Raw genomic sequence first — 13,564 nt, 5'->3', positions numbered from 1 at the left:
TTTACCAAATATTGACCGACGCTGATGCTGTTGTCAATAAGTTGAACTGAAAGAGTGTCTGAAGCATCTCGTTGAGCTTACGATTCAATAACTTGAAAATAGTTCCTACAATGAGTTTTTGGCTTGCTGAATAATGGCAAGCATTTCCCGAACGGCCTGATCAATGCCAACATAGGCTGCGCGGCTAATAATCGAGTGACCGATGGAAAGTTCCTCGATGGTATCCAGTTCGGCAATCCTTGCCGTGTTACGGTAATCCAGCCCGTGACCTGCATTGACTCGCAAACCTAACTGGTAGGCTTCATTGGCGGAATCTGCAATGAGTTGGAACTCCTGCTCCTGTTCAGCTTCGGTCTCGGCATCGCAATATCTGCCGGTATGTATCTCCACGAAGGTCGCACCAATTTCATGACTGGTACGGATCTGTTCAAGGTCGGGGTCGACGAAAAGAGAGACGGGTATTCCTGCCTGGCCAAGCTTCTCTATTGCTTTAGCAATTTTCTTTTTCTGACCTATTACATCAAGACCACCCTCGGTAGTCAGTTCCTGACGTTTTTCCGGTACCAGAGTGACAAGATCAGGAATTACTTCCAGGGCGATACCGATCATCTCTTTAGTGGCGCCCATTTCAAGGTTCATCTTGGTTTTAATGGTTTTGCGAAGAATATGTACATCGCGATCCTGGATGTGGCGACGATCTTCGCGCAGGTGGATAACGATACCTTCAGCGCCGGCGAGCTCACACATTGCGGCGGCTGTTACCGGGTCTGGTTCGGTGGTTCCCCGTGCCTGGCGAATTGTTGCAATGTGATCGACGTTAATTGCAAGATGCGTCATTTGATTTCTCCTGTAGTGTTCAAATCGGGAAAGTAACTCCTGCTCTTTATCATACATCTCAAGAGCTTCCTGCTCGCTTCGTTCATGATCCATACCCAGCAGGTGAAGCAATCCGTGAACGATAAGCCAGTTCAGGCGGAAAGGAAAAGGCTGGTCTAGTTCATGAGCTTCACGAAGGGCAGTGTCGAGGGAGATAATGATATCTCCCAGCTCATCAATGGGCAATTCTGAGAAGGGAGATTCCTCGGTGGCTTCGAATAAAGGAAAAGAGAGAACGTTGGTAGGTCCTTCTTTACCACGATACTGATTGTTGAATCTGCTCATTTCTTCATCGTCTATGAGCAGTATGGAAACGGAATGTCCGTTGACCTCCAATTGGTTCATGAACCATTGAGTCCTGCGTTTCAGTTTCTCAATATTAACAGGGAACGATGGCAGTGTGTACTGGGTAGAGATATCTACGGGCATGATAGGATGTCGGGATTATATGATGAATTCTGAAATTAAAAAGGGAAGAGAACCTCAAGTACGGTTCTCATCCCTTCAATCTTACCGGAATAAGGAAAGATAAATCAATCTTCATCCGTTTCGTAGGCTTGAATTATTTTCTGCACCAGCGGGTGACGGACCACGTCGGCCTTAGAGAAAGTGCAAAACCTGATCCCTTCAATGTTTTTGAGAAGTTTTTTCGCTTCCACCAGGCCAGAGTGCTGTTTGACCGGCAGGTCAACCTGGGTAATGTCACCGGTAATAACAGCGCAGGAATCAAAACCTACCCTGGTAAGAAACATTTTCATCTGTTCACGGGTCGTGTTCTGGGCTTCATCTAGAATAATAAAAGCATTACTTAGGGTTCGGCCGCGCATGAAAGCCAGAGGTGCTATCTCGATAACACCTCGCTCAACGAGGTCCTGGCACTTTTCTGCACCGACCATATCGTTGAGCGCGTCATGAAGCGGACGCAGATACGGGTTGACTTTCTGTGCCAGGTCGCCAGGCAGAAATCCTAGCTTTTCACCAGCTTCCACTGCCGGTCTGGTGAGAATGATCGAGCGTACCTGGCCGGTGACGAGAGCTGAGGCAGCCATGGCTACAGCCAGGTAGGTCTTCCCGGTACCGGCGGGGCCAATGCCGAAGACAATGTCATTATCCCGAATGGCATCTATGTAGATCTTTTGGTTTTTTGTTTTAGGAGAAATCACCCGATTCTGGGTGGTGACATACACCTTGTCTAAAAATATCTTATCGAGCCTGGCCTTCGGAGTGGATTCCAGAATACGCAGACCGAAAGCGAAATCTGAGCTGTAGACAGGATACCCTTTGCCTATCAGTTCATAGAGCTGAGAAAGCAGTTCCGATGCTATTTCCACATCGTGCTGGAAGCCACTGATGTTCAGGTTATTGCCACGGGCGCTGATTTTCACGCCGGAACTGTTCTCAATGATATGGAGATTCCTGTTGAGATCTCCAAAGAGGTTCATGGCTATCTGATTGTCGTCAAACTCCAGAACCTGGCTAAATTGTTGTTTACTCATCAAGTTACTGTTTATGTAAGCTTGCTATTTGGCGACAAGCTCTTCGTTGATCATGTTCTGGAAAGCCTGCACCGATCTGTCGGAAACTCTACGTCCATTGATAAATACGGTTGGTGTTCCTGTTACCTCGGCACGTTTGGCGTCACTGAGGTCTTTTTGAATTTTCTGGCGAACCTGGCCAGAGTTCATATCTTTTTCGAACTTCTCCATGTCGAGACCAAGGCCACCGGCGATATCGGTAATGAGCTGATTAGAGAGTTTCGGTGCGGCAAACAGTTTGTCGTGAAACTCCCAGAATTTACCCTGCAGATCAGCCGCCATAACAGCGCGGTGTGCTGGCTCAGCCATTTTGTGGAAGCTGAGTGGCATGTTCTTAAAAACAAGCTTAATATTGTCTTTGTTGGCCTCAAAAACTTTGTTCAATACAGGTTCGAGCTTCTTGCAGTATGGGCATTCAAAGTCTGTGAAGATGACCATGGTAACTGGCGCATCGGCATTACCCTTAAACGGGGAATCTGTAATGTCAATTTCCTGAACAAAGTTTAAGCTCACTCTGGTGAATGTGTTGGCGGAGGTGTCCACAAGGTAGAGCCAGTCGCCGGTTGCGGAAATGTCAATGCCTGTCACTCCCTCTCCGGCCGGGATGGTACCTAGCTCATCGCCTTTGTAGTCGTAAATCACCACATTATGTTTATCATCCAGCACGTACGTTAGCTTTCCGTCAAGTGACTGGGCGAAATCAAGCGGTTTACCTGCTAACTGAACATTCTCAACCACTTTCCACTCAAGCTTGTTGCTTTTTCCGGTGTTCTGAATAGCGTTTGCTGTGAGTGGCAGGGAAAGGAGAAGGGCGGTACAGGCCAGTAGGGAAGTTTTGCGCAACATAAGCACCTCTATAATATTATGGTGATGATCTAATGAAATGTCCTGAAGAACTGACTTATGCCAATGTTAAGCGTTTTTACAAATAAATCAAACACACTGTGTGAAAATCGCCTATTCAAACATGTAATCGTTACCTCAACTTGAAAAAACTCTGGAAACTGATCGCACGAAATGGTATTTATAGCATCTTTTTCGCACTTGGGCTCGTTAAGACTGCTTTAGAGTCTTGACTGGGGCTGTGATGTGAATTACAAGAACTTGGTTAAAGTTAATTAATTTCCTCTTATCTCTTCAGGAGATTTATTGTTTGGGGGAAAGTGGTTAGAAATATATGTTCGTGCCGAAATTGTTGGAGTACGATCAGGACTTGCGAGGGTGGCGGAATTGGTAGACGCACCAGACTTAGGATCTGGCGCCTTACGGTGTGGGGGTTCGACTCCCCCCTCTCGCACCACTGATCTGACACGATGAACGTTCTACATTTCACCCCGGCACAACAAAAATCCAGACAGTCATAGAATCAACGTGCGGCGTAGTTCAACTCCGGTGAAATGATCGGGCGCGTACGCATGCTGTGGCTGATGGACTATAGGGAACTCAAAAAAAGGAAAACTCAGATGGAAGTAAACATTGAAAGTGTCGGTACTCTGACCAAAAAAGTAACAGTAACTATCCCGGAGAGCGACGTTCAGCCGAGACTGAACGCGGAGTATGACAAGCTGAAAAAAGATTCCAAGATGAAGGGTTTCAGACGCGGCAAGGTACCTCGCTCCATCGTCATCAAGAATTACAAACCACAGGTTGAAGGTGAGATTGGCGAAAAGCTTGTTCAGGAAACCTACTTCGATGTGATTGAAAAAGAGAATGTCGACGCTGTTACCCATCCTGAGATCACCAGTGTAAATTACAACGAAGACGGTTCTTTCACCTATTCCGCCAACGTCGATGTCCGCCCTGAGTTTGAGCTTGGTGAGTACAAAGGTCTCGAGATTGAGAAGCCTGAAGCTCTCGTAACAGATGAAGAAGTGCAGCTTGAACTCGAATCTCTGCAGAAAGAGATGGCTGTTCTGCGTTCTGTTGAAGATCGTGCGATCGAAAAAGGTGATGTTGTTGTGGTAGACTTCCAGGGCTACCATGACGGCGAAGCCATGAAGCAGGTTAAAAACGAAGACTACTCTGTCGATGTCGGTTCAGGCCGGATGGGAGAAGAATTCGAGGCCAAGCTAATCGGCATGAAGAAGGGTGAAGAGGCGACCCACGAGGTGGATTTCCCCGAGTCTCATCCAAACCCGGTTCTCAAAGGCAAGACCGTTGAGTTCAAGATCAACGTTAAAGATGTGAAAGAACGTGTCCTCGCAGAGCTCAACGATGAGTTCGCTAAAGATGTAAGCGAGAACTTTGAGACACTGGATGCACTGAAGGCTTCAATCAGCGAGCGCAAAATTAAAGAGCGTGAAGAAGCAAACGATGGTGTAGTAACCGACAGAATCATGCAAAAACTGCTCGAAAGCCATGACTTCGAGGTACCGAACAGATTGGTTGCTTTCGAGATTGAGCAGATGATCAAGCAGACTGAGCAGCAGCTTGAGCAGGCTGGGGTAAGTCTTGAGGCAGCAGGTCTCTCCAAGGAGAAACTGGCTGAGCAGAATTCAGAGGTTGCCACCAAGCGTGTTCGTGGCGATTTCATTCTCAAGAAAATTGGTGAGACCGAGTCTATCAAAGTTGAAGATGAAGATCTCGAGCGCGGTTTCCAGCGTATCGGTGATCAGTACAACATGCCGGTTGCAAAGGTTAAGGAATTTTTCCAGAGCCGTGACGATCTTCTCCCATTCATGAATGAACTGCTGAACGAAAAGATTCTTCATTTCCTCCGCGACAACGCAGAAATGGTTGCAGAAAAGCCAGTTCCAGCTGAATCAGAGGGCGAGGAAAAGGCTGAATAAGCTAAAGAATGTTAACAGCCTCCTGGCATTATGTCGGGAATGGATATATATTTGATCTGCATAGTGAACTTATAAGTATCACCGTCGGATCTTATAAATAATCATAGACGACTGCAACCGGCGTGTGCCCGTTGCAGTCGTCCCATTTTAGGAGTGTGACGATATGAATCTAGTCCCTATGGTAGTTGAGCAGAGTCCTCGAGGAGAACGAGCATATGACATCTACTCCCGTCTGCTGAAAGAACGCATCGTCTTTCTTGGTTCAGCAGTCAATGACGACGTGGCCAATGTTATTATTGCTCAGCTACTGTTCTTGGAGGCTGAGGATCCCGAGAAAGATGTAACTTTTTATATCAATTCTCCCGGTGGTTCCGTAACTTCAGGCATGGCGATTTATGACACCATGCAATATGTTAAATGTGACATCGCAACCCTCTGTCTTGGCCAGGCGGCCTCGATGGGTGCCTTGCTACTTGCTGCCGGTGCTGCTGGCAAGCGTTACTCGCTTCCCAATTCACGCATTATGATTCACCAGCCGATGGGTGGTTTTCAGGGGCAGGCTACTGATATTGATATTCACGCCAGGGAAATTCTCCGGATGCGTGAAGATTTGAATAAGATTCTTGCCCACCATACCGGACATGATGTCGAGAAAATTTCTCTCGATACAGAGCGGGATAACTTTATGAGTGCCGTGGAAGCTAGGGAGTATGGTATAATTGATAAAGTTATCGTAAATCGTGATGTTTTAGATAAGGAAGAATAATATGGCCGATATTGACAATAACGAGCCTGAATGTAACTGCTCGTTTTGCGGAAAAAGCCAGGAAGAAGTTGAAAAGCTTATAGCTGGTCCGGATGTCTACATCTGTGATGAGTGCATTGAACTGTGCAATGAGATCGTCAATGAAGAGGGTGATGGAGGTGAGGAGCCTGGTGAGGAAGCCATGGCCGCTTCGCTGAAGCCCAAGGAAATTCATGACTATCTCAATGATTATGTGATAGGACAGGATTACGCCAAGAAAGTGCTCTCCGTCGCTGTGCACAACCACTATAAGCGCATTGACGCTCCAGTAACTGACGATTCCGTCGAACTTCAAAAATCCAACATCATCCTGATTGGCCCGACCGGGTCCGGCAAGACCCTGGTAGCCCAGACTCTCGCCAAGATTCTTAACGTTCCTTTCTGCATGGCCGATGCCACTACTTTGACAGAGGCCGGGTATGTTGGGGATGATGTGGAAAATATCCTTGTGAACCTGTTACAGTCTGCAGATTACGATATCGAGCGGGCAGAGCGGGGGATCATTTATATCGATGAGATCGATAAGATTGCCAGGAAGTCCGACAGTCCATCGCTTACCCGTGACGTTTCCGGTGAGGGCGTGCAACAGGCACTGCTGAAGATCATCGAGGGCACCGTTGCTTCGATTCCGCCCAAAGGTGGTCGCAAGCACCCTCAGCAGGAGTTGGTGAAAATTGATACCACCAATATCCTCTTTATTGTTGGTGGTGCGTTTGTTGGCCTCGATATGGTAGTGAAGCGTCGTGAAGGCAGAAAGTCGATCGGCTTCGGTGCCAAGGTCATGTCTGAGAACAAGAAGGACCTGGGCGAATTGCTGGCGTCAGTTCAGCCGGAGGATCTGCTAAAGTTCGGTCTTATTCCTGAGCTGGTAGGGCGTCTGCCTGTTATTGCCACCATGAAAGAACTTCATGAAGAAGATCTGGTGCGTATCCTCCGTGAGCCGAAGAACGCTCTCACCAAACAATACCAGAAGCTTTTCGAGTTCGAAGGTATTCAGCTGAGATTTACAGAAGGGGCGTTGCTGGCGATTGCGCGCAAGGCTCTCGAACGTAAATCAGGGGCACGTGGTTTGCGTTCTGTAATGGAAGAGGCTATGCTGGATGTTATGTACGACTTGCCATCTAAAGAAAACGTTCAGGAATGTGTAATTTCTGAGCAGGTAATCGTTGATGGTGAGTATCCTGTTGTTCTGTATCAGAATGCACCCGAAGATTCGTTGAAAACAGCCTGATTTTACGCCCGGCATCATTTGCCGGGCGCGGCTATGACATAAAGGAGAACAAGTGACTAAGCTCTATCCGCTTATGCCGCTGCGGGATATTGTTATCTTTCCGCACATGGTAGCGCCACTGGTAGTGGGACGAAAAAAATCGATCCTCGCTTTAGAGGATGCGATGGAAAAGCGTACTGAAATTCTGCTTGTTACCCAGAAAGACTCCGCCGTAGATGATCCTGAAGAGGACGGCATTTACGAGTATGGTACGCTCGCCTCAGTTATGCAGTTGCTGCGCTTACCTGACGGTACCATTAAGGCACTGGTCGAGGGGAAAAAGAGAGCTAAAGTTATCTCTTATGTTCCCAATGAGAATTTCCTGCAGGCTGAAGTGCAGGAACTGGCTGACCAGATTGAAAAGACAGGCGAACTCATTGCCTATGAGCGAGAGCTTCGTAAATTTTTCGAAGAGTTTGCCTCTACCAATAAGAAAATCGCCAAAGAGGTGGTGAAATCAGTCAGTACTATCGAGGATCCGGTGAAGATGCTGGATATCATTTCCTCGCATTTACCGTTAAAGGCAAATGAGAAGCAGGAGATTCTCGAATGTGATGATTTAATTACCAGAATAGAGAAGGTTCTTGAGGTAATTCACCGGGAGATCGAGCTCGCCGAGCTGGAAAAGACTATAAACGCCAAGGTAAAGATGCGTATGGGCAAAACCCAGCGAAATTATTACCTGAGCGAGAAGGTTCGTGAGATCCAGACCGAGATGGGCCAGAATGAAGAGGGCCTGGATGAGATGGGTGAGCTTGAGGAGCAGATAGGCAAAAAGAAGATGCCGCAGGTTGCCCGGGATAAGGCGCTCAAGGAGCTGAAAAAACTCAAAAATATGCCGCCGATGTCTGCCGAGACAACAGTTGTCCGCAATTACATCGATTGCATTGTGAACCTCCCCTGGCAGAAGAAATCCAAATCTCAGCTCGATATTGCCAAAGCCGAGCGGATTCTCGACGAAGATCATTACGGACTGGAGAAGACCAAGGAGCGAATTCTTGAGTACCTGGCTGTCCAGACCCAGGTAAAAAAGATCAAGGGTCCTATTCTTTGTCTGGTCGGTCCTCCAGGTGTCGGTAAGACCTCAATCAGCCGTTCGATTGCCAGGGCAATGGGCAGAAAATTTGCCCGTCTGTCACTCGGTGGTGTAAGGGATGAGGCAGAGATTCGCGGCCACAGGCGTACCTACATCGGTGCTATGCCGGGTAAGATTATTCAGTCTATGCAGAAAGCGAATGTTGCCAACCCGGTATTTTGTCTCGATGAGGTGGATAAAATGTCCATGGACTTCCGTGGCGATCCATCTTCTGCGCTGCTTGAAGTACTTGATCCAGAGCAGAACACTGCCTTTAACGATCATTATCTCGATATTGATTATGACCTGTCTGAAGTATTTTTTATAACTACCGCTAATAACCTGCACGGTATTCCGGTTCCACTTCAAGACAGGATGGAGATCATCCAGATTCGCGGCTATACCGAGCAGGAGAAGCTGAAGATTGCAGAAGGGTACCTGGTTCCCAAACAGCTTGAGGCAAATGGCTTTGCCATAGGCGATATCATGATGACGGATGGGGCAATTCTCGAAGTCATCAGGCGATATACAAGGGAGGCCGGTGTACGTAATCTTGAGCGAAACATCGCTTCACTATGCAGAAAAATAGCCCGTGATCGACTGAAGAAGAACGAAAAGGACAAGAAGTATCGGGTCAGTGCCCAGTCAGCTGTAAAGTTCCTGGGAACTCCTAAATACAGATATGGCCTGGCTGAAGAGCAGGATGAAATTGGCCTTACCACCGGCCTTGCCTGGACTGAAGTCGGCGGTGAGTTGCTCACCATCGAGGCTACCCTGATGCCTGGTTCCGGCAAGTTGACCATTACCGGTAAGCTTGGCGATGTAATGCAGGAATCAGCACAGGCAGCACTTTCCTACGTCCGCTCACGTGCCGATCTGCTTGGGCTTGAATCAAACTTCTACCAGAAGCTCGATATACACGTTCATGTACCGGAGGGTGCAATTCCCAAAGATGGACCGTCTGCCGGTATTACCATTGCCACTACCTTGGTCTCTGCATTACTCAGGGCACCTGTGCGGCATGAACTTGCAATGACCGGGGAAATTACCCTGCGAGGTCGAATTTTACCCATCGGCGGTTTGACCGAAAAATTACTTGCTGCCAAACGGGGTAATATCACTCATGTTCTGATTCCGAAGGATAATGAGCGTGATCTCGCTGATGTACCGACAAAAATCCGTAAAAGCCTCAACATTACGCTCGTGGAACATATGGATGAGGTACTGGAACATGCAATTGTATTGAAAGAAGGGGAGACTGTTCTAAAGACGCTTACTTCAAATGAGTTAGCGAGTAATGGCGAAGCATTGGAACATAATTCAGCACATTAGAACCTTTTTTGCTTGACGCGTTAGGGGGAAATTGGTAAATACTCCCTCACGCTAACGCAGGGCGGGTAGCTCAGTTGGGAGAGCATCGGCCTTACAAGCCGAGGGTCACAGGTTCAAGCCCTGTTCCGCCCACCAAAAATTTGACAGAGCGTCAAGCGTCATTACTGGGGTCGTAGTTCAGTTGGTTAGAATGCCGGCCTGTCACGCCGGAGGTCGCGAGTTCGAGTCTCGTCGGCCCCGCCAGTACAATTCAAGGGTTACAGTCACTATGGCTGTAACCCTTTTTTTGTTTCTTGTCTTTTATTCTTCTCGTCACATTCAAATAATAGGCAGTCCTGTCAAAATCATTCCGGTCTCTAATTAATTGAGTAAGTTGTCAGAATGTAATCAGGGGTAAAGGTAGCAGTTTACCCGGCAGGGGCTTTATTTTTTGTGTTTTTCGATCTGGTTCGAACAGAGCATGCCCTTTGATATTATGAGTATTTATCGGTACCACAATGGGATAGGGATGAGTTAAAGCGATTCATGTTTTGTCTGCCTTTACATTGTATTCACGGCGGCTATAATTAATTGTGGGATTTAAATTAAATCGCACTTTATTTGCTTGACGGGTTAGGGGGAAGTTGGTAAATAGTCCCTCACGCTGACGCGGGGCGGGTAGCTCAGTTGGGAGAGCATCGGCCTTACAAGCCGAGGGTCACAGGTTCAAGCCCTGTTCCGCCCACCAAAAATTTGACAGAGCGTCAAGCGTCATTACTGGGGTCGTAGTTCAGTTGGTTAGAATGCCGGCCTGTCACGCCGGAGGTCGCGAGTTCGAGTCTCGTCGGCCCCGCCAGTACGATAAAAGGGTTACAGTCAATAAGGCTGTAACCCTTTTTTTGTTTCACTATCCCTGGGGGAGAGATCAGTGGGAAAAAACGAATTCGTTCCAGCTGGTAGGGGAGCTTGCTATCTCAACCCCAAGAGTTTTTCCTTTATTTTCCTGAATCACCACCCAGCGTGGTCTGGCAACTATCCTGTAATTCTCGACCTGACCTCTGACGACCACTGAAAGCAGTGAACGTGAACTTGACAACCTGTCGGGTATATCTTGCAGGCATAGTCCGTGGGCAGAGATATTGGTTACCAGACCGCTATACGAGGCAAGACCGTCGGAAATGTCAGCTCTCAATCCATCGATATCGACACGTTTGAATTCACGTCTACAGCGACTGGGGACACCTCCATCCTGATTGTTCAGGACATTGAGGCTGGTGCGGATCAAACAGAGCCCTTCATTCAGATTCATCCTGGCGGCATACCAGAGGACGACAACCCCTGCCATGAGAAACATAAAGAGCAGAGTTGCCAGGAACAGGAGAGTTACAGAGTGATTTGAGACGGTTGTCATTATGGCACCCTCTTCGCTGGGATTCCAGGTCGTTCGATGCTATAAACTGCTGTGTCTGATACGTTCTGGCCAATAACAATGATCCAAGCCAGAATAAATCTTTTTCCGGCCGGGGCCGGGAATAAATATCTCTTTTCTACTTAAAACATATCATTAACATCCCAAAAAACATGAATGATTTGTTGTCGTGATACCACTTTTCTTTGGAGTCATTAAAAATTTCGCCTATTTATTCGATATGTCGATGAGTTGTCAATATCATAGGGAAAAATAGCATTTTTTCAGGATCATGGCAGGATTGCTTCAGTGTAGGCTACGTTTGCCTGTTCCGAGCTGTAACAGGGTAATTGTGCATTCGAACGAAGGTCTTCAACCAGGTTTGGATTGAGCAGCATCGACTTGGCAAAGAGCGCCACATCAGCATGCTGCAGTGCTGTTTCAGCCGTGGCTCGGTCAAACACCTTGCCGCAGATCAAGAGGGGAAGATTTGACGTTTTTTTTGTGAGTTCTGCCATGGTGGCGTTTGTTTCAAATGCATTTTCCTTAAAATCATATGTCGATATAGAGAGGGCATCAATAGATTGCTCCGATAGCATTGAGATAAGGTCAAGCCATTCTCCACTGTTCTGAAAAAGTGACACATCCATATCAACTATGCCCCAGTTAGATAACCTGAAAGAGAGAATTTTAGTGGTGGGTATGACCTTTCTGACTGATTGAATAATTTCATGGGCAAACCTGAAGCGATTCTCCAGGCTGCCACCATATTTATCAGTGCGTTTGTTGGAATAATTCGAGAGGAACTGGCTAATGAGATAACCGTGGGCACCGTGTATCTCAACGCCATCGAATCCAGCCGCCATAGCTCCTCTCGCCGTCTCCTGAAAACCCTGAATAACGTGCTCAATCTCAAACTCGCTCATCTCTTCGGGGAGCGGGTATGGCGCATTTGTCAGCGGGTTCTCTGTCTTTGGGGTAATGGCGCTCGGCGCTATGATCCTGCAAGCCGGATTGACTTCCGGCCAGGCTATTCGGCCGCAATGAAATATCTGCATTATCGAGATAGCTCCGGCATCCCGTATCTTGTCTGCTACGCTTTTCCAGACATCTATCTGCTCCCGATTGGTGATCCGTGCCTGGCCCGGGTAGCCCTGAGCGCTTTCGTAATCGGTGACAATTGCTTCGGTGTAGACAATGCCGGCTCCGTTTACGGCACGACGTACGAGAAAATCCAGCACATCTTGCCGAGGGATGGAGCGATTGTCTCCAGACATTCTGGTCATGGGAGCAACACCGATTCTATTTCTGATGGTGAAGGAATGCAGTGAGAATGGAGAAAAAAGTTTGTTGGTAGTCTCGCCCATTATCAACCTCCGGGAAGAAAGGTGGAATAGAGATCCTGCAATGTTTTCGGTACAGGTATATGGAATCTGTTTTCAGCTCTTGTAATACAGATAGTATCACAGGAAATGCTATAGCACATTTGAAAACAGGCAATTACCAGGGGGAGGGTGAGACGTGGTGACGATAGCTCAAAGAGCTTAAGCGTGCTGTAATTAAGAACAATGGCCAGGGCTGTTCATTTATCCTTTAACCTTTCGCTCATCTGATAGACAGAGGCAAGAATTTCGGCAATTGCCTGATAGAGGTCAGGGGGGATTTCTTCTCCGCTGGGGAGTTTGGAGAGAAGTTCGCCGAGGTTTGGATTATGGTGAATATGTACTGCGCTTGCTTTGGCATGTGAAAGTAATTTTAAGTCCAGATGCCCTCTTGCGTTCATAATGATTTTGGGCGCAGAATCTTTTTGCTGGTCATAGTCCAGGGCAACAGCTCATAACCCCTGAAGGATGGAATGTTTAGGTAAAGGCAAGGGTGTCCTGAGAAACTGTCCGGATCTGCCCGATGAGAAGAAACCGGTGAAGGAAAGCCAATGAAGGATCTGAAGGAAGCCATTGCCAATCCTACCGCTCAAGCTTGGTGCGAACCTGATCCTGGAGCAAACGCATTTCCGCCTCATGCCGATCTCTTAGTTTCTCTAGCTCCGCGAGGTGAGAACCCTGGAGTTACTCAATGAGCGTTCTCACTTCCATAACCTCCTCTTCGGAGTTAGGCCATCGAAAGATATCCTCCCCCAGCCCCTTCATCCAAATGCAAAAGCCGCTATCATTACAGTAAAGGATTTTCACCAGATCTCGTCTCCGGTTACAGAACGCGAACAAACTCTCTGGGAACAGATCCAGGCCAAAATGATCTTCCACAAGAATAGACAATCCGTCGATCGATTTCCGCATGTCAGTTGCATCAAGGGCAGTATACACTCAACTCTCGTCTGGTTTGAAAATCATAACTGCTGCAGAACCGACAAAATTTTCTTGAGAGCAACAACTGAGAAATGTTCAGCAATTTCTGCTCGAAATTTATTTTGACCTATATGGATCGTCAATCCGGCAAGTGTTTGGCTGTGTTTTCGCAACTGGGCAGACTGCACGGTC

The 13,564-nt window shown here is 47.5% G+C and carries 11 protein-coding genes and 5 tRNA genes; 9 read left to right on the top strand and 7 right to left on the bottom strand.

Annotated features, from left to right (window positions below):
- Positions 1-105: 105 nt before the first annotated feature.
- The 3 genes from ACN5NT_RS07265 to ACN5NT_RS07255 form a co-directional block, all read right to left on the bottom strand.
- Positions 106-1,305 carry a pyridoxine 5'-phosphate synthase gene (locus ACN5NT_RS07265; RefSeq protein WP_136799698.1) on the bottom strand — a complete coding sequence of 400 codons (1,200 nt, stop codon included), beginning with the start codon at positions 1,303-1,305 and terminating at the stop codon, positions 106-108.
- Positions 1,306-1,409: 104 nt separating this feature from the next.
- Complete coding sequence (locus tag ACN5NT_RS07260) at positions 1,410-2,372, bottom strand: PhoH family protein (protein ID WP_136799699.1); 963 nt, start codon at positions 2,370-2,372, stop codon at positions 1,410-1,412.
- A 24-nt stretch (positions 2,373-2,396) separates the two neighbouring features.
- The gene (locus tag ACN5NT_RS07255) at positions 2,397-3,257 is read right to left on the bottom strand and encodes a thioredoxin domain-containing protein (RefSeq protein WP_136799700.1); all 861 of its coding nucleotides are present in this window, start codon (positions 3,255-3,257) and stop codon (positions 2,397-2,399) included.
- A gap of 369 nt (positions 3,258-3,626) precedes the next feature.
- On the opposite strand from ACN5NT_RS07255, the gene ACN5NT_RS07250 reads away from it, so the two are divergent.
- From ACN5NT_RS07250 to ACN5NT_RS07210, 9 genes are all read left to right on the top strand, one after another.
- Positions 3,627-3,711 (top strand) — tRNA-Leu (locus ACN5NT_RS07250).
- A 163-nt stretch (positions 3,712-3,874) separates the two neighbouring features.
- Positions 3,875-5,200, top strand: coding sequence for a trigger factor (gene tig / locus ACN5NT_RS07245; RefSeq protein WP_136799701.1), 1,326 nt, complete (start codon positions 3,875-3,877; stop codon positions 5,198-5,200).
- A gap of 163 nt (positions 5,201-5,363) precedes the next feature.
- Positions 5,364-5,966, top strand: a complete 603-nt coding sequence (gene clpP, locus ACN5NT_RS07240) for an ATP-dependent Clp endopeptidase proteolytic subunit ClpP (RefSeq protein ID WP_136799702.1) — start codon at positions 5,364-5,366, stop codon at positions 5,964-5,966.
- Between the two features lies 1 nt (position 5,967).
- Positions 5,968-7,236, top strand: coding sequence for an ATP-dependent Clp protease ATP-binding subunit ClpX (gene clpX / locus ACN5NT_RS07235; RefSeq protein WP_136799703.1), 1,269 nt, complete (start codon positions 5,968-5,970; stop codon positions 7,234-7,236).
- 73 nt (positions 7,237-7,309) lie between these two features.
- Positions 7,310-9,682, top strand: a complete 2,373-nt coding sequence (gene lon / locus ACN5NT_RS07230) for an endopeptidase La (protein WP_419175040.1) — start codon at positions 7,310-7,312, stop codon at positions 9,680-9,682.
- 59 nt (positions 9,683-9,741) lie between these two features.
- Positions 9,742-9,817, top strand: a tRNA-Val gene (locus ACN5NT_RS07225).
- Positions 9,818-9,848: 31 nt separating this feature from the next.
- Positions 9,849-9,925 (top strand) — tRNA-Asp (locus ACN5NT_RS07220).
- A 408-nt stretch (positions 9,926-10,333) separates the two neighbouring features.
- Positions 10,334-10,409 (top strand) — tRNA-Val (locus tag ACN5NT_RS07215).
- 31 nt (positions 10,410-10,440) lie between these two features.
- A tRNA-Asp gene (locus ACN5NT_RS07210) sits at positions 10,441-10,517 on the top strand.
- Between the two features lie 69 nt (positions 10,518-10,586).
- On the opposite strand, the gene ACN5NT_RS07205 is transcribed toward ACN5NT_RS07210, so the two are convergent.
- The 4 genes from ACN5NT_RS07205 to tnpB all read right to left on the bottom strand — a co-directional run bounded on the left by ACN5NT_RS07205 (position 10,587) and on the right by tnpB (position 13,390).
- The gene (locus ACN5NT_RS07205; protein WP_136799847.1) at positions 10,587-11,072 is read right to left on the bottom strand and encodes a hypothetical protein; all 486 of its coding nucleotides are present in this window, start codon (positions 11,070-11,072) and stop codon (positions 10,587-10,589) included.
- Between the two features lie 287 nt (positions 11,073-11,359).
- Positions 11,360-12,436 (bottom strand): NADH-dependent flavin oxidoreductase, encoded by a 1,077-nt coding sequence (locus ACN5NT_RS07200; protein ID WP_419174982.1) that lies wholly within the window; start codon positions 12,434-12,436, stop codon positions 11,360-11,362.
- Positions 12,437-12,651: 215 nt separating this feature from the next.
- Complete coding sequence (locus tag ACN5NT_RS07195; protein WP_419175039.1) at positions 12,652-12,894, bottom strand: EscU/YscU/HrcU family type III secretion system export apparatus switch protein; 243 nt, start codon at positions 12,892-12,894, stop codon at positions 12,652-12,654.
- A gap of 241 nt (positions 12,895-13,135) precedes the next feature.
- Positions 13,136-13,390: an IS66 family insertion sequence element accessory protein TnpB gene (gene tnpB / locus ACN5NT_RS07190; RefSeq protein WP_419174981.1), complete on the bottom strand. Its 255-nt coding sequence runs from the start codon at positions 13,388-13,390 to the stop codon at positions 13,136-13,138.
- Positions 13,391-13,564: the final 174 nt, after the last annotated feature.

This window comes from Desulfosediminicola sp., from assembly GCF_048381775.1.
GTDB classification, from domain to species: Bacteria; Desulfobacterota; Desulfobulbia; order Desulfobulbales; family Desulfocapsaceae; genus Desulfopila; species Desulfopila ganghwensis.
The sequence above is the reverse complement of the archived record's forward strand: the minus strand, read 5'-3'. Positions and strand labels throughout refer to the sequence as shown.

Coding starts and splice junctions, on each gene's coding strand:
- clpX (WP_136799703.1), top strand. CDS start 5,968: ATGGCCGATATTGACAATAACGAGCCTGAATGTAACTGCTCGTTTTGC.
- ACN5NT_RS07265 (WP_136799698.1), bottom strand. CDS start 1,305: ATGCCCGTAGATATCTCTACCCAGTACACACTGCCATCGTTCCCTGTT.
- ACN5NT_RS07260 (WP_136799699.1), bottom strand. CDS start 2,372: ATGAGTAAACAACAATTTAGCCAGGTTCTGGAGTTTGACGACAATCAG.
- ACN5NT_RS07205 (WP_136799847.1), bottom strand. CDS start 11,072: ATGACAACCGTCTCAAATCACTCTGTAACTCTCCTGTTCCTGGCAACT.
- tig (WP_136799701.1), top strand. CDS start 3,875: ATGGAAGTAAACATTGAAAGTGTCGGTACTCTGACCAAAAAAGTAACA.
- lon (WP_419175040.1), top strand. CDS start 7,310: ATGCCGCTGCGGGATATTGTTATCTTTCCGCACATGGTAGCGCCACTG.
- ACN5NT_RS07255 (WP_136799700.1), bottom strand. CDS start 3,257: ATGTTGCGCAAAACTTCCCTACTGGCCTGTACCGCCCTTCTCCTTTCC.
- ACN5NT_RS07200 (WP_419174982.1), bottom strand. CDS start 12,436: ATGGGCGAGACTACCAACAAACTTTTTTCTCCATTCTCACTGCATTCC.
- clpP (WP_136799702.1), top strand. CDS start 5,364: ATGAATCTAGTCCCTATGGTAGTTGAGCAGAGTCCTCGAGGAGAACGA.